This is a genomic window from Streptomyces sp. NPDC017943, from assembly GCF_044328425.1.
Taxonomy (GTDB): domain Bacteria; phylum Actinomycetota; class Actinomycetes; order Streptomycetales; family Streptomycetaceae; genus Streptomyces; species Streptomyces djakartensis_A.
In genome coordinates, this window is sequence record NZ_JBIRHH010000013.1 from 14,555 (window position 1) to 32,255 (window position 17,701).

Consider the following 17,701-nt stretch of genomic DNA (forward strand, 5'->3'; position numbering starts at 1 on the left):
AGGTCATAAGAACAGACATTTATCGACTTACCCGGAGCAAGCAGCTCATGCCGGATTTGCCCTTCTGAGTATGCAAATCCTTGTTTGCGGAATTTGCTCCACGCGACCTGATCAGTGAGTTGGGTCACCCCCACCCTTTCACGCCCGACCTCGGGAAGCGGCACGTACGGCCGCACCGGGAAAGCGAGTTGAGCCTTGGCGAACGCAAAGGATCAAGGTGCCCCATACCGGTCGACCAAGGTCAACAAGCGTCATATGTGACTCCCGTGCTTGTTCCCGACATGTGCTCTCGCATACGTTCCGGCCCTGTCCGGCGGACGCCGAATCCTGCCACCGCCCGGGCACCCATCAACCGATCACTCACGCAGGGCAGGAGCGGGGGACCCAGGTAAGTCGCCGGTCCGCACAGCGGAACGGCTCGGGGTGAAGCCGCGCACGGCACACGGTGCCGTACGCGGCCGGGCACCTCCCGGCCCGAACCCGACAGCTCACCTCGCAGGCGCCGGAGAGGAACATCGCCATGCCCGGACGAGGCACGCACCGTCGCCCCCGTAAGAACCCGATCACCCGTGGTGTCGTCGCAGCCGGCACCGGCGGGGCGGCCCTGGCCCTCCCGCTCCTCGGCGCGGTGAACGCCGTCGCCGCCGAGCCGCAGAGCGCGCCCGCCGCGCACGTCCTGCCGCAGGCCGCCCAGCCCGCGAAGTCGCTCACGTACACCGTGACCAAGGGCGACACGCTCTACCGCATCGCGGACACGTACGACGTCTCGGGCGGCTGGAAGCAGCTGTACAAGGACAACCGCTCCGTCGTCGGCGACAACCCCAAGCTGATCCACCCGGGTCTGAAGCTGAAGGTGAAGGGCGCCGAGGCCGCCGCCCCGGAGAAGAAGGCGACCACGTCGCCGGCCCCGGCCGAGTCGGCCGCCAAGCCCGCCGCCCAGCCGGCCGCCAAGCCCGCCGGCGGCGTCGCCCAGGCCACCCAGGCCTCCACGAAGACCTACGCGGACAACCTGGACGGCTGGATCCGCGAGGCGCTGGACATCATGGCGCAGAAGGGGATCCCGGGCTCCTACGACGGCATCCACCGCAACATCATGCGCGAGTCGTCCGGCAACCCCCTGGCGATCAACAACTGGGACTCGAACGCGGTCGCGGGCACCCCGTCCAAGGGCCTGCTCCAGGTCATCGACCCGACCTTCGCCGCGTACCACGTGGACGGCACCCCCTTCGACCCGTACGACCCGGTCGCCAACATCACGGCGGCCTGCAACTACGCGGCCGACCGCTACGGCTCGATCGACAACGTCAACGGCCCGTACTGAGCCGCCTCGTCCAGCAGTCGCTCGAGGACGACGGCGATGCCGTCGTCCTCGTTCGACGCGGTGACCTCGTCGGCCACCGCCTTCAGCTCGGGATGGGCGTTGGCCATCGCCACCCCGCGGGCGGCCCAGTCGAACATCGGGATGTCGTTGGGCATGTCACCGAAGGCCAGGGTGTCCGCGGGCCGCAGCCCCAGGTGCTCGGCGGCCAGCGCCAGCCCCGTCGCCTTGGTCACCCCGCACGGCTGCAACTCCACCGTGCCCGGCCCGGACATCGTCACCGTCGCCAGTGAGCCGACCACCGACCGGGCCGTCGCCGCCAGTTCGTCGTCCGACAGGTAGGGGTGGCGCAGCAGCACCTTGCTGATCGGCTCGCCCCACAGGTCGTCGCGCCGGTCGACCCGCACGGCGGGCAGGGTCGGGTGCGGCATGAGGTAGCCCGGCTCGATCAGCGTCAGGCCGTCCACGCCGTCCTGGTCGACCGCCGCGTACACCTGACCCACCTCGGCCTCGATCTTGCCGAGGGCCGTCTCCGCGAGTTCCCGGTCCAGCGTGATGGACCACAGCAGCCGGTCCGCGCCGGCGTCGTACACCTGCGCGCCCTGCCCGCACACCGCGAGCCCCGTGCAGCGCAGGTCGTCCAGGAGCGGCCGCACTCTCGGCGCCGGGCGGCCCGTCACCACGAGGTGCTGGGCGCCGGCGTCCGCCACCCGCGCGAGCACGGCGAGAGACCGGTCGGACAGGGTGTCGTCGCCGCGCAGCAACGTCCCGTCCAGATCGGTGGCGATGAGTGAATACGCGAGGGGTGCGGCCATGATCAGAGAATACGGACAGCGGGCCCCTTCGTTTCATCGCGCGGCGGACGCCGATTGCCCGGTTGAGGGCCTCTGCACCGGTTGGCAACAACTTGCTCCGCTACCTACCCGAGGGACCGTCCCGGGCGGTACCTTCCCTGTGTCCAGGGGGGACTTGATCGGGGGGTCGGGTTGAGCAGTGGACGCATTCGTGTGGCCGGGCCCGGGGAGCTCGGCGAAGAGGAACGGGAGCGCTGGCGTGCGCTGCGCGCCGCATCGGGGGCGCCGCGCAACCCCTTCATGGAACCGGAGTTCACCGAGGCCGTCGGCCGGGTGAGGCCACAGGCCCGCGTCGCCGTGGTGCGGGAAGGGGCCGAGCCGGTCGGCTTCCTGCCGTACGAGCGGGGCCCGTTGGGGCAGGGCCGGGCCATCGGGCTCGGTGTCTCCGACGCCCAGGGCGCCGTCCTGCGGCCGGGTCTGGCACTGGAGACGGGCGAACTGCTGCGGGCCTGCTCGCTGTCGAGTTTCGCCTTCGACAACCTGGAGGCGGAGCAGCGGCTGTTCGTCGGGCACGCGGCCGAGGAGCACGCCACGTTCGTCATCGACGTGGAGAAGGGCTACGAGACCTACGAGTCGGTGCTGCGCGGCCAGTCGCCGAAGTTCCTCAAGACGACCCTGGCCAAGGAGCGCCGGCTGGGCCGGCAGGCGGGCGCCCTGCGGTTCGTGTTCGACGAACGCGACCCGGCCGCGCTGCGCACGCTCATGGAGTGGAAGTCGGCGCAGTACCGCAGGACCGGCCGCCGGGACCGGTTCGCACAGGAGTGGATCACCCGGCTCGTCGGGCAGCTGGCCCGGACCCGGGCCGCGCAGTGCAGCGGCACGCTGTCCGTGCTGTACGCCGGTGAGCGGCCCGTCGCCGCGCACTTCGGACTGCGTTCGGCCTCGGTCCTGGCCTGCTGGTTCCCGGCCTACGATCCGGAGTTCGCCAAGTTCTCGCCGGGTCTGGTGCTGCATCTGCGCATGGCCGAGGCGGCGGCGGCCGAGGGCGTCACCACCCTCGACCTGGGGCGGGGCGCCGCCGAGTACAAGGACGCACTGAAGACGGGCGAACTGCCCGTGTACGAGGGCGCGGTGCTGCGGCCGGGGGCGGGCGCGGCACTGCACTGGCTGCGCCGTGAGCCGGTACGCCGCGCGCACGGCTTCGTCCGCGCCCGGCCGCGGCTGGCGGCACTGGCGGCACGGACCCTGAAGGGCGCGGCCCGGCTGCGCCGTACCTGACACGAGTGGGGGGAGGGCGCATGGCCCGTACGGCACGTGCGCGGGAGGAGATACGGCGGTTCCTGGCCGTCGGGGCGGTGCAGGTCGCCGAGCTGGACCTGGGTGCCGAGGAGGCGGTGCTCGTCCCGGGTCCGGGCAGTGCGCCGGTGACGTCCGGCGAGGTGTTCGTGCTGGTGCGCAAGGGCGGCAGGCCCGTGGGCACGCTGCTCGCACGGGTCCCCGAGGGGGCGGACCCGAAGGCCGTGCTGGCGGCCCGGGCTGCGGTGGTGTGCGCGGCGGCACCCGGCGAGGAGCCGGAGCGGCTCGGGGCGCCGCCGTCCACGACCGTCGTCGTGGCCACGCGGGAACGCACCGGGCACCTGGCCAGGGCGCTGGACTCCCTGCTGGCGCAGGACCACCCGCGCTTCGAGATCGTCGTCGTCGACAACGCGCCCGTGACGGACGGGACGCGGGAGCTGATCGAGCGGAAGTACGCCGAACGCGTGCGGTACGTCTGCGAGCCCGTTCCGGGGCTCGCAGCCGCGCACAACGCGGGGCTGGCCGCTGTGACGGGCGAGGTGGTGGCCTTCACCGACGACGACGTGGTCGCCGACCCGCGCTGGCTGACCGAGCTGACCGCGCCGTTCTCCGCGGACGCCCGGCTCGGCTGCGCCACCGGCCTGATCCTGCCCGCGCGGCTCACGACCCCGGCCCAGGTGCTGCTGGAGAGCCACGGCGGCTTCGCCAAGGGATTCACCCCGAGGACGTACGACCCGGCGAGGCCCCCGGGCGACGAGCCGCTGTTCCCGTTCACGGCGGGGCGGTTCGGCTCCGGCGCCAACATGGCGTTCCGGGCCCGGGTGCTGCGCGAGGTGGGCGGCTTCGACCCGGCCACCGGGGCGGGGACGGCCGCCCGGGGCGGGGACGACCTGTACGGCTTCGTCCGCGTCCTGGCCCAGGGCCACCGGCTGCGCTACACGCCGTACGCCCTGGTCTGGCACCACCACCGGGAGACCTGGCGGGATCTGGAGACCCAGGCCTACGGCTACGGGGCCGGGCTCACCGCCTACCTCACGGCGGTCCTGGTGAACCGGCCCGGGCTGCTGCCGGCGTTCCTCGCGCGGCTGCCGCGCGGCCTCGCCCACGCCCGCGCGCTGACGGCCGTCCGCGAGACGCCGGGCGGGGGCACACCGGGCGACCACGACGTGCGGACCCACCCCTGGCCGCGACGGCTGTCCCGGTTGCAGCGCCGGGGCATGCTCTACGGCCCGGTCGGCTACCTCAGGGCGCGGCGGGCGCTGCGGGCGGCGGCGCGGGGGGCGAGATGAGGACGGGCGGCGGCGACCGGACGGGACCGGGCACGGGGGACGGCACGGCGGACGGCACGCGGGACGGGACGGGGGACGGCACGGCGGACGGGACGGGGGGCCGCGCGGTCGTCCCGGTCTTCCTCTACCACTGCGTCCGCGACGATCCGCCGGACTGGATCGCCGAGTTCACGGTGACACCGAAGCAGTTCGCCGCGCATCTGGACGCGGTCGTGCGCAGCGGGCGCACGCCCGTCACGATCAGCGCGCTCGCCGACCACCTGGCCGGGCGGGCACCGCTGCCGCCGCGGCCCGTGCTGCTCACCTTCGACGACGGGTTCGCCGACCTGCCCGGCCCCACCGCCGAGGCGCTGGCCCGGCGGGACCTGCCCGCCACCGCCTACCTGACCACCGGCGCCCTCACCCCGGGCGGCCGCAGTCTGCTGCCGCCCGCCGCGATGATGACCCTGGACCGGGCGGTGGAGCTGGAACGTTCCGGCATGGAGATCGGCAGTCACACCGTCACGCACGCCCAGCTCGACACCCTGTCCGCGAAGGACCTGGCCTACGAACTGCGCACGTCCAAGGCGGTGCTGGAGGACGCCCTCGGGCACGAGGTGCGCCACCTCGCCTATCCGCACGGCTACAACAGCCCGCGCGTGCGGGCCATGTCGGCCCGGGCGGGCTACGAGACGGCGACCGCCGTCCGGCACGCGCTCAGCTCGGAGCGCGACGAGACCCACCGCATCGCACGGCTCATCGTCCGGCGCACCCACACCCTCGCCGACGTGGAGGGCTGGCTGGCGGGGTCGGGTGCGCGGATCGCCCCGTACCGGGACGGGCCGAGGACGATCGCCTGGCGCTGGTACCGGCGGGCCCGGGCGGCGGTGCGCGGCCCGGAGTTCGCGGGCTGACCGAGGCCTCATCGTGATGTGCGGGTGTACAACCCCGCGGGCGTGCCGGCCGTCTGTAAGGCGCCGGAGGACGAGCCTCCGGCGCCTTTCCGTACGGAGATCGGGGATCAGGTGGGGAAGCAGGTCTGGAGAGTCGCCGTGGCCGGCGGTGCCGCGGCGGTGTTCACGGCCGTGGCCGCGGTGCCGGCCGGGGCGGCCGAGGGTGGCGTCGCGTTCACCCGTGTCCAGGTGAACGACGGCAAGCCGATCGTGATCGGGACGTCGAAGGAGGTCGCGGTGCCCGCCTCCTTCCGGATGGCGACCACCCGGGCGTGGGAGTACCCGGCGGTGTACCTCTACCGCGACAACGGGGACGAGCTGTGGCACGCCATCGAGACCAGCGACTGCCACAGGGTGAGCGCGGGCGTCTGCGACTTCGACGAGACGATGTACTTCGACCCGAGCGTGTGGGACATGCGCAACAGCGAGGCCGGGGTGTGGAAGGTCGCGGCCCGGGTGCACTTCGACGGGGACGGCGGTGACACCGACCACGAGGACCTGACGGTCCAGGTCAAGCGCAACTCCCGCCTGACCGTCAACGCCTCGCCCGAGCCGGTGGACAAGGGCCGGACCATCACGGTCACCGGGAAGGTCACGCGGGCCGACTGGCAGACCAGGAAGTACGCCTCCTACGGGGGCCGCCTGGTGAGCCTGCAGTTCAAGCCGGCCGGCACCGCCTCCTACAGCACGGTCAAGAAGGTGTACGCCAACGGCTCGGGTGAGCTCAGGACGACCGTGAAGGCCTCCACGACGGGTACCTGGCGCTGGGTGTACTACGGCAACAGCACCACCGGGCCGTCCACGTCGTCCGGGGACAGCGTCGTGGTGCGGTAGCCGATCGCCGCCGGGGCACCGGCTACCCGAGCGGCTGGTTGAGGTACGGGTCCGCGACCGCGGTGCGCAGGCTGTCCCAGGCCGCGTCGTTGGCCAGGGCGAGGTCGCAGTGGGGCCCCGGGTCGCGGTAGTTCCACTGCAGGGCCGCCTTGACGCCGTCCAGTCGCTTCAGCACGGAGGGCACCTGCGCGTACCACTCGGCCTGCCGGTCCGGGCGGTCCGTGTCGGCGGCGGTGCCGAACTCGGAGAGCATCAGCGGCTTGTCGCCGGAGATGTGCTCGCGGATCCACGCGTGCGTGGCGTCCTGGGTCCGGGCGAAGCTGCGCCAGCCGGTGTCGTGGCAGCGGTAGTAGTTGTACTGGTTGTAGCCGACCCAGTCGACGTAGTCGTCGCCCGGGTACATCGCCTTCATCGTGTCGGCGTGGTCGAGGTAGCCGGTGGTGATCCACGTCCACACCACGTTGCGGACGCCCAGGTCCCGGAACCGGTCGTGGATGTGCCGCCAGGCGCGCACGAACTCCGCCGGTGTGCCGTTGGCGGGGGTGCGGGTGTCCATCTCCAGGTCGAAGGAGAGGAACACCTTCCTGCCGTAGTCCTTGACGCGCCGGGCCTGGACGTCGATGACCCGCTCGTCCAGTTCCCCGGCGGCGATCTGCCTCCACGTCGGCTGCTGCTTCCTCGTGCCGCCCCACCACTTGCTCTCCCAGGACAGCAGCAGCATGCGGTCCCGGCCGACCTGCCGCTCCTCCGGGGTGAGCAACCGGCCCTCGCGGCGGGCCCCCTCGGGCAGCGACATGTCGTGGTACGTGTACACGATGTCGAGCTTGCGGCCCACGCGGCGCTCGTAGGCGGCGACTTTCTCCGGCAGATCGTCCCGCTCGTGCGGCACGAACGCGCCGAACCAGGCCCCGCAGGGCGGCTCCAGCAGGGCCGTCGGACGGCAGTCGGCCCGGGAACCGGTGGCTCCCGGCTCCGGACCCGACGCGTTGCGCAGCGCCAGGACGGCGACCAGGACGGCGCTCACCACCGTCGCGGACGTGAGCAGCAGCCGGCGCCGCTTCGAGGCGAACGGCCCGCCGGGGCGCCGCCCGGCGGAGCGCTCCGGGCGGTGCTGCCCGGCCCGGTCCGGGCCGCGGCGGAGGAAGGGGCGGAGACGGTCGAACCTCACTGGGCGGAACCCTCCGGTGGCGTCGGCGTCGTCCGCGCCCGCGGGGAGGCGCGCAGCGGCGGACAGAACGCGGCGATGGTGGTGAGCAGGGTCAGCGTCAGCAGCACGCGCTGCGCGCTGAAGGTGTGCGTGGCGATCAGGACGGTCGCGACGAGCATCACGGCCGCGACGGACACGAACAGGGCCAGCATCAGCCGCTCCAGCAGGTCGGAGCGGCGCGCGAACGTCGCCTCACGGCCGGCGGCCGGGCCTTCGGCGGGGTGGGCCGCCAGGGCGGGAGCGCACACCCGGACCAGGGCGGCGCCCGGTCCCGCCGCCAGGAAGAGCACGACGGCCGCGCCGCGCAGCGGTGATCCGCCGGGCAGGGCGAGCGCGGCGAGGGCCAGCCAGCCCCCGAACGGGGGCACCGTCCGGGCCAGGAGTTCCCGCGGTGTCATCGCTGTGCTCCCCCTGACTGCTTCAGTGCGTAGAGCCACCCGGCGCCGTTCTCCGCCACGAGCTCGAACCGCGGCGAGGCCGCGACGGAGTCCCGGATGCGGTCCAGCTGCGCCTTCGTGAGCTGCCCGTTCATCTCGGAGTTGGCGTACTGCCCCTGGGTGAGCAGGAGGTAGGCGCGGGCCGGCCGCTCCACCCCGGCCATGTCGGTGGCGAGGGTCGCGGCGGGCCGGGCGACGATCCGGTCGACGTGGCTGCGCGCGTCGTCGAGGAACCAGTAGTGGTCGACGCTTCCGTAGGAGTCGTAGGCCAGCGGGTAGTTGCGGTTGGCGGCGACGACGAGGGAGCCCTCGGGCGCCCGGTCGAACAACTCCTGCACGAGGGACACCTCCTGCGGCGGGAAGTAGTTGATCCGGTCCTTGCCCGAGTAGGCGGGGACGAACGCCAGGGACCCGGCCAGGAGCGCCCCCAGGGGCACCCAGGTGGCGGCCGCCCGGCGCCGGGCCCCCGGGGAGGCGGGCCGGGCGTCGCCGGTCTCCCGGGACCCGACGTCCGCGGACGGGGGGTGCGCCCCGGGCAGGATCGCCGCGGCGGCGAAGAAGGCGGCGCCGGGCAGCATGAACAGCAGGACGCGGAAGATCATCTCGCTGCCGTAGCTGCTCGCCGCGAACATCGGCAGCGGGGCCGCGGCGATCAGCAGCAGCGGCCGGGCCCGGTGGCGCAGCGCCCGTCGGCGCAGCACGCCGCAGGCGGCGAGCAGCAGCACCGAGCCGGAGAGCAGCCGGGCCGCCCAGGAGGTGGCGACGGCCCCGGTGCCCGTCGGGGTGGCGCCGTAGCCGGTCTCGACGTTGGCGCCGACGTCCCCGACCGAGCGGATCATGTCGGGCATCGCGGCGGACAGGAACGGCAGCGCGGCCGTCAGGCACCAGGCCAGGAAGATGACGACGGTGGTGGCGAGCGGGACCCAGTCGCGGTGGCCGCGGCTGAGGCACAGGGCGAGCAGGCAGACGACCAGCATGCCCGGGGTGAGCTGGTGGGAGATGACGATGGCCGTGACCAGCAGGGTGACCAGCACCGTCCACACCGCGGGCCGCGGTCCGCCGCCCGCCGGGGTCCGGCCGAAGCGGCGCAGCACCACCGCCAGCACCCCCAGGTGCAGCGCGTAGGCCACCGACTGGGGCGAGAAGTAGTCCTGCCCGACCCAGTTGGCGACGTAGAACAGCCAGACCGCGGTCCAGATCAGCCGCCGGTCCCGGGTGAAGGTGCGGTAGATCAGCAGCAGCGGGAGCAGCAGCATCAGGCTGGAGACCAGCGGCCACCAGGCCATGAACAGCGTCGACGACTCCACGCCCAGCAGCCGCACCAGGGCGGCCTGGGCGGCGAAGAAGCCCGGCCACTGGTCGTAGACGGCCATGTCGCCGACCTGGTCGGCCGTCTGCAGGCCGCCCGCCGTCAGCAGGTGGTCGATGACCGCGTCGTGTTTCCACGCCCAGGCGTACAGCGGCGTCGGGTAGAGCACGGCCTGGGTGGCCCGCTCCATCACCAGCAGCCCCAGCACGTACGCCGCCGCCCAGGCTCCCGGGCGGCGCGGATCGCGGACCGTGAGGAAGAACCCGGCCGTGAGGACCGCCAGTCCGGCCCAGAACGCCGGGTGCAGTGCGCTGACCAGCCCGTAGTCGTCGAGCCGGGAGACGTCGGTGTGCCGCACGGCGTACGCCCAGAGCGCCAGCGCCACGAACAGCGGGACGCCGGACCGGCCGAGGGCCCCGCGCCCCGGCAGGGCGGGAGGCAGGTCGGACAGGTCCGTCACGGGCTCGTGGACGGGGCCCGGCGACTCCGGGGAGACGGGGCCGGCCGCCTGCCCGGCGGTTTCCGGACGGCTGTCCGGGATGCCCGTGCCGGCCCGTGCGGGTGCGGGTTCCGGCGTGGATCTCTCCTTCGGAGTGGCTGGCGGACGCACGGTGGTTCCCCCCTGGCGGTTCGGCTCTGTTCGGCTCTGGCGTGATCAGTCGTGGCGGCCGGCCGGCGGTCTGTGCGCGGTGCGGCGGGACGCGGAGCGGATGAAGCGGACGGGGCCCCACGCGCGCGCGGCCCGGCGCAGGAGCGGCGGGAGCGGGGCGAGGGCGGCGAGGACGCACAGGGCGGCGAGCAGGAGCGGCGCGAGGGGCGCGAGCGCCTCACGCCACACCCAGCCGCCGACCGCCACGAGGTACAGCACCCCCCAGCGCCCCTGCCACGGCAGGCGTCCGGCCGCCCGGGCGAGCAGCGGCCACAGCGGCACGAGGCACAGCAGCAGGCAGACCGGCGGCGCCCAGCGCAGCAGCGGCCCGGGCCCGGCGAGTCCGAGCACGTCCGCCAGGGAGCCGGCCGCCCTCTCGTACCCCGCCCCGTCCACCGGCCGCGGGTGCCGCCCCAGGGCGACCGGTGCGGTGTGCAGGGCGAGCAGGACGGCGGCCAGGGCGGTGCCGGGCAGCCACGGGCCGGGCCGGGTGAGCAGGGTGACGGCGGCGGCGAACACCACGAGCAGCACGGCGCCCGCGGTGAGCGACGGCAGCGGCAGGCCGTGCAGCAACTGCCGTCCGGTCGGCGCCGTTTCGCTGGGGTGCGTGAGCCAGGGCAGGTCGCGCAGCGGCGCACAGAAGAAGATCACGGCGACGCCGAGGAGACTCCACAGGGCGCCGCGCAGCCGCCGCTCCCCCGGGTCCGCTTCCGCGGGCCGGTCCGCCGGGCCGGGTGAACGCCCCGTTCCCGCGGGCTCCGCGGGCGCCTGGGCGCGTCCGGCGGTGCCCTCCGGCCGCACGACGAGAGCCATCGTGTCCGCCTGGAGGGCCTCGCGCTCGTACCCGGGGCGCCCGATGAAGAGGGCGACGGTGTCCTGGTCGCCGTCCGGCCGGTACGCGGCCCTGCGGGCCCAGGTCGTGCCGTACCCGGCGGTGGCGTTCAGTCTGGCCCAGCGGGTGCCGTAGGAGGGCTCGTCCGGGTCCGGGACGGCGGGCGGGCGGGGTGCGGGCGGGCCGGTGGCGGGGCGCAGGGCCGCACGCAGCCCGGCGGCGGACACGACGGCGATCAGCGTCATGCTCAGCAGCACCGCCCAGCCGGCGCCGGCGATCCCGGCCGGGGTGAAGAGCACGGCCGCACTGCCCAGCACCAGGGCGCACATGGCCCCTTGGAGTGCGGCGAGCACGCCCGTGCGCCCCTGGACGCGCAGCACGCCGATGTACAGCTCCACCACGACCCGGGGCAGTGCGCCGAGGGCGAGCAGTCGCAGCACGGTCGAGCCGTGCTCGGCGTAGTCCGGGCTGAACGGCGTGAGGATGTACGGGGCGAACAGGACCAGGACCGCCACGACCGGGACCAGCAGCAGCGTCATGCGGCGCAGGGCGCCCCGCACGCCGTCGGCGAGCCGGCGCGGATCGTGCGAGGCGTGGGCGGTGAGCGAGGAGGCCATGTTGATGGCCATGAACTCCATCGTGCCGCCGACGGTGTACGCCACGTAGAAGTAGCCGTTCTCGGCGGCGCTGAAGCGGACCGCGACCATCACCGGCAGCAGGTTGATCATGGCGAGGCTGAACAGCGCGCCGAGGGAGTCCCCGGCCAGGAACCGGCCCATGTCCCGCAGCTTCGGCGGGTCCTTGTCGCGGTCGGCCCGGGCCTGCCGCGGGATGAGCCGGCGGAAGATCAGCCAGCCCAGGGGCAGCGTGGAGAAGGCGATGGCCACCGCCCAGGAGACGAAGATGCCGAGCACGGGCAGGGTGCCGGCGAGGACGGCCAGCAGGGCCAGCTTGCCGACGGAGAACACCGCGTTGCCCGCCGGCACCCACTCCGCCTTGCGCAGGCCGGTGAGGACGCCGTCCTGAAGGGTCAGCAGCGCCCAGGCCACGCACGCCGCGACGAACACCGCGCCCGCCAGGGGCGTGCCCAGCGGGGCGTAGGAGGCGCCCCACGCGTCCAGGGTGAGCAGGAAGACGGCGGCGGCGAGCGCGACGACCAGCGAGCTGGCCACGTAGGTGCCCCACACCAGCCGCCCGGTGTCCCGGCCGGCGCGCGGGACGAAGCGGACGACGGCGCCGATCATCGTGGTCGCGGTGATGCTGGCGAGCAGCCGCATCGCGGCGATGGCGGCCGAGCCCTGGCCGACCGCCTCCTCGGAGTAGTAGCGGGTCGCCACCAGCCAGAAGCCCAGCCCCAGGACGGCCGAGACGCCGGTGCTGAGCATGAGGAAGTAGGCGTTCTTGAACAGCGAGTCGTGGGTGTGCCCGCTGTCGGCAGGCGGCGGTCCGTCGCCGGCGCGCGCGGCGGCGGACTCGTGCACCTGGGTCTCAGCCACGGAACTACCCCAGCCCTCCCGCTGTCCGACCGCTCCCGGACAGGGCGTCCGGCAGGGCGGCCGGCCGGGCCCCGGACCGCTCCAGCACCTCGACGACCGTCCGTGCCCGCAGCGGGTCCACGGGCAGCGCGTGCCGCGCGAACCAGCGGGCCGCCTCGGGTGCCGGTGAGGGGTCGGTGAACTCCGCACCGGCGTAGTCGTCCAGCGGCGGGTCGTACAAGTAGCCGACGACGATGCCCCGTTGCGCCAGGGCCGCGATCGCCGCGTCCCGGTCCGCCACGAACAGCGGCACCCGGAACAACGGCTGTGTCCCGTACGCGTCACGGGGTCTGGCCCACGGCGTGGCCAGCAGCAGCTCGGTGCCCGCGCGGCAGGCGTCCAGCACGCCGTCCAGCCGGGCCAGCCTGCGTTCGATACGGGCCAGCCTCAACGGGCCGGACTCCAGGCGGTAGTCGTGCATGTCCACGCGCACCCAGGGGTGGTGGGCGTCGAGCCCGGGCGCGTGGGGGGCGGCGCGGGCGAGCAGGCCCGGGCGCAGCGGCATGCGGATCTCGTCGCGGTCGGCCAGTCCGAGCAGCCGCACCGCGGCCCACGCGGCCCGGCGCAGCCGCAGCCCCCGCACGGCCGCCTCGGCGTACGGCCGGACCAGGTAGGCCAGTTCGGCCAGCGGCCGGCCCGGCGCGAGCAGTCCCGCGCAGGTCTTGCGCACCGCCTCGCCGAGGCCCGGGTCGGCGAGCGAGAGCATGCCCCCGGCCTGGGCGCCCACGTGCTTGGACAGGCTGAACACCGAGGCCTCGCCCCACGCGCCGACGGGCCGGTCCCCCACCCTGCTGCCGATCGCGTGCGCACCGTCCTCGAACAGCGGGATGCCGAGGGCGTCGCACGTGCGCCGCAGCCGCGGCGCCGCGTCCGGGTTGCCGTACAGGTTCGTCGTCAGCACGGCCGACACCGAGCCCCACACCTCGTCCGGCACCGCGTCGACGTCGATGGACGCGTCGAACGGGTTCAACGGCGCCTGCACGGGACGCAGTCCGGCCGCGAGCACGACGAAGAAGATCACGTCGTCGTTGACCGGCGACATCAGCACCCGTCCGCCGGGCGGGCACCAGTGGCGCAGCGCCACGTACAACCCGAAACGGCACGACGGTACGTACACACATTCCCGGCCGAGCCGCGTGCGCATGGTGTCTTCCAGCCGCTCGAGCCGTGCACCATGCCGCAGCGAACCCGGACCGGCCTCCCCAATGGCCATCCGCCCCCCTGGTGTGCCGTCGGAACGCCCCCTCCCCGAGGCCTTCCGGCACCCGCCCAGAGTCGCCCTGTTCGCACCGCTCCGTCAAGATTGCGTCGCGTCCTGTGGATAACTTCCGGCACGTACGCATGTGGTGTCCCGTCCGGCGGGGCCGGGCGCACGTCACCTGCCCCCTTCGTCCCGTTCGTCGCGCGGGACCCTGCCCGGATCGGGTGCGTCGCACGTAACGTGTGGCAGGACCACGGACACGTGGCGACGACATGGCACACCCGAAAGCGAGGCAGCACCCGATGCCCCCCTTCGATGTCCCCGAGGGTGACCCCTTCGGCCCGCACAACCTGCCGTACGGCGTGTTCTCCCTCCCCGGTTCCGACGACCGGAGGGTGGGCGTCCGGCTGGGCGACCATGTGCTGGACGCGGGCGCCGCGGCCCATGCGCTCGGCTCCCCGTACGCCTCCCTGCTCGCGCAGCCGACGCTCAACGCGCTGCTGGCCGCCGGGCGCACCGCCTGGTCGGACGTGCGCCGGGCGCTCACCGCCTGGGTGACCGTGCCGTCCCACCGCGAGGCCGTCGAGGAGCTGTTCCACCCGCTGTCCTCGGTGACGCTGCACCTGCCCTTCGAGGTCGCGGACTACGTCGACTTCTACGCCTCGGAGAACCACGCCCGCAACGTGGGCCAGATCTTCCGGCCCGACGCGGAGGACTCCCTCACCCCCAACTGGAAGCACCTGCCGATCGGCTACCACGGCCGCTCCGGCACGGTCGTGGTCTCCGGCACGGAGGTCCAGCGCCCCTCGGGCCAGCGCAAGGCGCCCACCGACCCCGCGCCGGTGTTCGGCCCGTCGATCCGCCTGGACATCGAGGCGGAGGTCGGCTTCGTCGTGGGCGTGCCGTCCCGCATGGGCGCACCGGTGGCCCTGACCGACTTCCGCGAGCACGTCTTCGGGCTGTGCCTCCTCAACGACTGGTCCGCCCGCGACATCCAGGCCTGGGAGTACGTGCCCCTCGGCCCGTTCCTCGGCAAGTCCTTCGCCACGTCCGTGTCCGCGTGGATCACCCCCCTGGACGCCCTGGACGAGGCCCGGGTCGCACCCCCGGCCCGGACGCACGAGCTGCTGCCGTACCTGGACGACGCCGGCGAGGAGCCCGGCGGCTACGACCTGCGCATCAGCATCGCGATCAACGGGCACGTCGTCTCCGAGCCGCCCTTCTCCACCATGTACTGGACGGCCGCCCAGCAGCTGGCCCACATGACGGTCAACGGCGCGTCCCTGCGCACCGGCGACCTCTACGGCTCCGGCACGGTCAGCGGCCGGGCCGAGCGGGAGCGCGGCTCCCTGCTGGAGCTGACCTGGAACGGCCGCGACCCGCTGGAACTGCCCGACGGCAAGCGGACGTTCCTGGAGGACGGCGACGTGGTCACCCTGACCGCCTGGGCCCCCGGCCCGGACGGCGTACGGGTGGGGCTGGGCGAGGTGACGGGCCGGATCGTGACGGGCTGAAGCCGCCCCGAGGGAGCCGAAGCCGCCCCGGGGACGGGGCGGCCCTCGTCGTCCCGGAGCGGGGCACGCCCTCTCGTCCCCGGACGGTGCGGAGGGTTCTCGCGGGCGCGGACGGAGCGGCCCAAGCGGGCGCGGACGGACTGGAGCTCGCGGGCGCGGACGGCGCGTGCTCGCATCCGCTTCAGCCCCTGACGCACGCCGCCCCGCCCCGTCATACTGGGCGTCGGGCGGTGTGCGCGCCCGCGCGCGTGCACGGCGCGTCCGGTGCGCCCGTGGCGCCCACCGGTGTGCGCGGTCGCGTCACCGGCGGGCGAGGCGGCCGCACCACCCGCGCGCACGGCGACCGCCTCCCCCGCACGACCCGTAGCCGCCCCTTTTCCACCAGGAACCGGAGCCCGTGGCCATGACCGTCTGCCTGCTCCTGCTGAGCGTTGTCGCCGTGACGGCCGCCGTGCCCGTTCCCCGTGCGCTGACCCGGGCCTCGTGGCCGGAGCGGGAACCGGTCGTCGCGCTGTGGGTGTGGCAGTGCCTGGTCGCCACCGTCCTGCTGTGCTGCCTGACGGCGCTCTCCCTGGGGGCGGCCGCCGTGTTCGGCACGGTCCGGGCCCAGCTCTTCGCGCCGGCGCCGCCCGCGGTGACGGCGGCGTACGACCTGTCGGCCGCCCCGCCGTGGGCCGCCGCCCTCACCCTCCTGCTGGCCTGCGGGGCCGCCTGGACCACCGCGATGCTCGCGCGCGAACTCGTCGAGGCGCGCCGCCGCCGGTCCGTGGCCCGCGCCCATCTGCGCGAGCGCGCCCCCGACCTGCCGGCGGGTCTGCCCGCCACCCGCGGACCGCTGCTCGTTCTGGAGGACGAGTACCCGGACGCCTGGTGGATGCCCGGCAGCCCGCCCCAGCTGATCGTCACCACGGGGGCCCTGCACCGGCTCACCGGCCACCAGCTCGACGCCGTGCTCACCCACGAACGCAACCACGCCCGGGCGCACCACGACTGGCTGCTGCACCTGTCCACCGCCCTCGCCACCGGCTTCCCGCGGATCCCGCTGTTCGCGCACTTCTGCGACCAGACGCACCGCCTGGTCGAACTCGCCGCCGACGACACGGCCTCGCGCCGCTGCGGCCATCTGACCACCGCGCTGGCCCTGATCGAGCTCAACCAGCACCGGGGCGTGCTGTCCTGCGCCTCCAGCCACCGGCTGCTGGGCGAGCGGGTCGACCGGCTGCTGGAGCCGCCGCCGCGGCTGGACCGCCGGCACCGCGCCCTGACCACCACCACGGCCGCGCTCGTGCCGCTGCTGCCGCTGCTGATCGCGTTCGCCCCGGGGCTGACGGCCCTGTCCTAGCCCCGCTCGGGAAGGCGGCGGCCCCCGGTCCCCGGCCGGTGGCGGTTCCGGCCACCGGGGAGCCGAAAGGCCAGCTCAGCAGTCGAGCCGGTGGCCTGCGCGGTGGCGCAACATTGCCGCAACACCACTTTCCCTACCGGATGGGTAGGGTCCGATCCATGCCCAGTGACCGCATCCGAGACCACGCCGGACAGGGAGCCGCGACCACCGTCGCCGCCCACCGCGCGCGGCGACGGCTGCGCGCCGACCGGGCCCGGCAACTGGCCGACCTGCTGCGCAGGCAACTGCTCACCGGCGCCTTCCCCGACGGCGCCCTCCCCCACGAGTCGACCCTCGCCGCCGACTACGGCGCCGGCCGCAACACGGTCCGCGAGGCCCTCGACCTGCTGCGGGCCGAGGGCCTGGTGGAACGCCGGCCCGGTGTCGGCACCGTGGTCACGGCCCACAAGTACCCCCACGGCCTGGACCGCCTGATGGGCCTCGCGGAGACCCTGCGCGAGCACGGCCGGGTCACCAACGAGGTCCGCACGATGGGCCCCGCCCCGGCACCCGCGCCGGTCGCCGCCCGGCTCGAACTGGCACCCGGCACCGACGTCCTGTACATCGAACGCCTGCGCAGGCTGAACGGCCTGCCCCTGTCCCTCGACCTCACCTACGTCCCCCTCGACATCGGCGCCGGGCTGCTCGGCGCCGACCTCGAGAACACCGACGTCTTCCGGCTGCTGGAAGCCGTCACCGGCCGGCGCCTCGGCCACGCCGAGATCACCCTCGAAGCGGTCAGCGCGGACACCCACTCGGCCGCCGTGCTGGAGGCCCCGCACGGCGCCGCCGTCCTGATGCTGGAGCGCCTCACCCACCTCGAGGACGGCCGCCCGGTCGACCTGGAGTTCATCCGCTTCCGCGGGGACCGCATCGCCATGAGCGGCTCCCTGCACCGGAACCGGTAACCCGCCACCCGCCCGCCCACCTTCCTGGAGACAGCCATGCCCTTGGCGCCCCAGCGGGCCGACGTGCCCGTGACCATCGACCAGTCGAAGTGCATCGACGGCTGCACGCTCTGCGTGGACATGTGCCCGCTGGACTCCCTCGCCATCGACGAGCGCAACGGCAAGGCCTACATGCATGTCGACGAGTGCTGGTACTGCGGCCCGTGCGCGGCGCGCTGCCCCACCGGAGCCGTCACGGTCAACATGCCCTACCTGCTCCGGTGAG

Annotated in this window: 15 protein-coding genes and 1 riboswitch; of the genes, 9 read left to right on the top strand and 6 right to left on the bottom strand. The window is 74.1% G+C overall.

What is annotated here, in order from left to right; genetic code table 11:
* The first annotated feature begins 347 nt into the window (after window positions 1-347).
* Window positions 348-517: riboswitch (cyclic di-AMP (ydaO/yuaA leader) on the top strand.
* Between the two features lie 3 nt (window positions 518-520).
* A complete protein-coding gene (locus ACH4C6_RS31555) occupies window positions 521-1,321 on the top strand; it encodes a transglycosylase SLT domain-containing protein (protein ID WP_398112072.1) in 801 nt (266 codons plus the stop codon).
* Here the strand turns inward: ACH4C6_RS31555 and ACH4C6_RS31560 are convergent.
* Window positions 1,285-2,133 (bottom strand): HAD family hydrolase, encoded by an 849-nt coding sequence (locus ACH4C6_RS31560; RefSeq protein WP_398112073.1) that lies wholly within the window; start codon window positions 2,131-2,133, stop codon window positions 1,285-1,287. The two genes, ACH4C6_RS31555 and ACH4C6_RS31560, sit on opposite strands and share 37 nt — an antisense overlap.
* Window positions 2,134-2,319: 186 nt before the next feature.
* Between ACH4C6_RS31560 and ACH4C6_RS31565 the strand changes: the two genes are divergently transcribed.
* The 4 genes from ACH4C6_RS31565 (at window position 2,320) to ACH4C6_RS31580 (ending at window position 6,463) form a co-directional block, all read left to right on the top strand.
* Complete coding sequence (locus tag ACH4C6_RS31565) at window positions 2,320-3,390, top strand: GNAT family N-acetyltransferase (protein WP_398112180.1); 1,071 nt, start codon at window positions 2,320-2,322, stop codon at window positions 3,388-3,390.
* Between the two features lie 20 nt (window positions 3,391-3,410).
* Window positions 3,411-4,697 carry a glycosyltransferase gene (locus ACH4C6_RS31570; RefSeq protein WP_398112074.1) on the top strand — a complete coding sequence of 429 codons (1,287 nt, stop codon included), beginning with the start codon at window positions 3,411-3,413 and terminating at the stop codon, window positions 4,695-4,697.
* Entirely contained in the window at window positions 4,694-5,590 is an 897-nt protein-coding gene (locus ACH4C6_RS31575; RefSeq protein ID WP_398112075.1) for a polysaccharide deacetylase family protein, read from the top strand. The genes ACH4C6_RS31570 and ACH4C6_RS31575 overlap by 4 nt, the downstream gene beginning before the upstream one ends.
* 111 nt (window positions 5,591-5,701) lie before the next feature.
* On the top strand, window positions 5,702-6,463 hold the full coding sequence (locus ACH4C6_RS31580) for a hypothetical protein (RefSeq protein ID WP_398112076.1): 762 nt from the start codon (window positions 5,702-5,704) through the stop codon (window positions 6,461-6,463).
* A 22-nt stretch (window positions 6,464-6,485) separates the two neighbouring features.
* Here the strand turns inward: ACH4C6_RS31580 and ACH4C6_RS31585 are convergent, their stop codons facing one another.
* The 5 genes from ACH4C6_RS31585 to ACH4C6_RS31605 form a co-directional block, all read right to left on the bottom strand.
* Window positions 6,486-7,631 (bottom strand): glycoside hydrolase family 26 protein, encoded by a 1,146-nt coding sequence (locus tag ACH4C6_RS31585; RefSeq protein WP_398112077.1) that lies wholly within the window; start codon window positions 7,629-7,631, stop codon window positions 6,486-6,488.
* Window positions 7,628-8,068, bottom strand: coding sequence for a hypothetical protein (locus ACH4C6_RS31590; RefSeq protein ID WP_398112078.1), 441 nt, complete (start codon window positions 8,066-8,068; stop codon window positions 7,628-7,630). Before ACH4C6_RS31590 ends, ACH4C6_RS31585 begins: the two co-directional genes overlap by 4 nt.
* Window positions 8,065-9,876, bottom strand: coding sequence for a glycosyltransferase (locus tag ACH4C6_RS31595; RefSeq protein ID WP_398112079.1), 1,812 nt, complete (start codon window positions 9,874-9,876; stop codon window positions 8,065-8,067). The genes ACH4C6_RS31590 and ACH4C6_RS31595 overlap by 4 nt, the downstream gene beginning before the upstream one ends.
* A gap of 195 nt (window positions 9,877-10,071) precedes the next feature.
* Complete coding sequence (locus tag ACH4C6_RS31600) at window positions 10,072-12,393, bottom strand: lipopolysaccharide biosynthesis protein (RefSeq protein ID WP_398112080.1); 2,322 nt, start codon at window positions 12,391-12,393, stop codon at window positions 10,072-10,074.
* A 4-nt stretch (window positions 12,394-12,397) separates the two neighbouring features.
* Window positions 12,398-13,645, bottom strand: a complete 1,248-nt coding sequence (locus ACH4C6_RS31605) for a DegT/DnrJ/EryC1/StrS family aminotransferase (protein ID WP_398112081.1) — start codon at window positions 13,643-13,645, stop codon at window positions 12,398-12,400.
* A gap of 290 nt (window positions 13,646-13,935) precedes the next feature.
* Here ACH4C6_RS31605 and fahA point away from each other — a divergent pair, with 290 nt between their 5' ends.
* From fahA to ACH4C6_RS31625, 4 genes are all read left to right on the top strand, one after another.
* A complete protein-coding gene (fahA, locus tag ACH4C6_RS31610; protein WP_398112082.1) occupies window positions 13,936-15,147 on the top strand; it encodes a fumarylacetoacetase in 1,212 nt (403 codons plus the stop codon).
* Window positions 15,148-15,550: 403 nt separating this feature from the next.
* Window positions 15,551-16,489: a M56 family metallopeptidase gene (locus ACH4C6_RS31615; RefSeq protein ID WP_398112181.1), complete on the top strand. Its 939-nt coding sequence runs from the start codon at window positions 15,551-15,553 to the stop codon at window positions 16,487-16,489.
* A 158-nt stretch (window positions 16,490-16,647) separates the two neighbouring features.
* Window positions 16,648-17,436, top strand: coding sequence for a GntR family transcriptional regulator (locus ACH4C6_RS31620; RefSeq protein ID WP_398112083.1), 789 nt, complete (start codon window positions 16,648-16,650; stop codon window positions 17,434-17,436).
* A gap of 36 nt (window positions 17,437-17,472) precedes the next feature.
* Complete coding sequence (locus ACH4C6_RS31625) at window positions 17,473-17,700, top strand: ferredoxin family protein (RefSeq protein WP_398112084.1); 228 nt, start codon at window positions 17,473-17,475, stop codon at window positions 17,698-17,700.
* Window position 17,701 lies beyond the last annotated feature (1 nt).

What these genes read in the sequence shown, in the direction of transcription:
- ACH4C6_RS31555 (WP_398112072.1), top strand. Translation starts at nt 521, where the DNA reads ATGCCCGGACGAGGCACGCACCGTCGCCCCCGTAAGAACCCGATCACC.
- ACH4C6_RS31560 (WP_398112073.1), bottom strand. Translation starts at nt 2,133, where the DNA reads ATGGCCGCACCCCTCGCGTATTCACTCATCGCCACCGATCTGGACGGG.
- ACH4C6_RS31570 (WP_398112074.1), top strand. Translation starts at nt 3,411, where the DNA reads ATGGCCCGTACGGCACGTGCGCGGGAGGAGATACGGCGGTTCCTGGCC.
- ACH4C6_RS31575 (WP_398112075.1), top strand. Translation starts at nt 4,694, where the DNA reads ATGAGGACGGGCGGCGGCGACCGGACGGGACCGGGCACGGGGGACGGC.
- ACH4C6_RS31590 (WP_398112078.1), bottom strand. Translation starts at nt 8,068, where the DNA reads ATGACACCGCGGGAACTCCTGGCCCGGACGGTGCCCCCGTTCGGGGGC.
- ACH4C6_RS31605 (WP_398112081.1), bottom strand. Translation starts at nt 13,645, where the DNA reads ATGGCCATTGGGGAGGCCGGTCCGGGTTCGCTGCGGCATGGTGCACGG.
- fahA (WP_398112082.1), top strand. Translation starts at nt 13,936, where the DNA reads ATGCCCCCCTTCGATGTCCCCGAGGGTGACCCCTTCGGCCCGCACAAC.
- ACH4C6_RS31615 (WP_398112181.1), top strand. Translation starts at nt 15,551, where the DNA reads ATGACCGTCTGCCTGCTCCTGCTGAGCGTTGTCGCCGTGACGGCCGCC.
- ACH4C6_RS31620 (WP_398112083.1), top strand. Translation starts at nt 16,648, where the DNA reads ATGCCCAGTGACCGCATCCGAGACCACGCCGGACAGGGAGCCGCGACC.
- ACH4C6_RS31625 (WP_398112084.1), top strand. Translation starts at nt 17,473, where the DNA reads ATGCCCTTGGCGCCCCAGCGGGCCGACGTGCCCGTGACCATCGACCAG.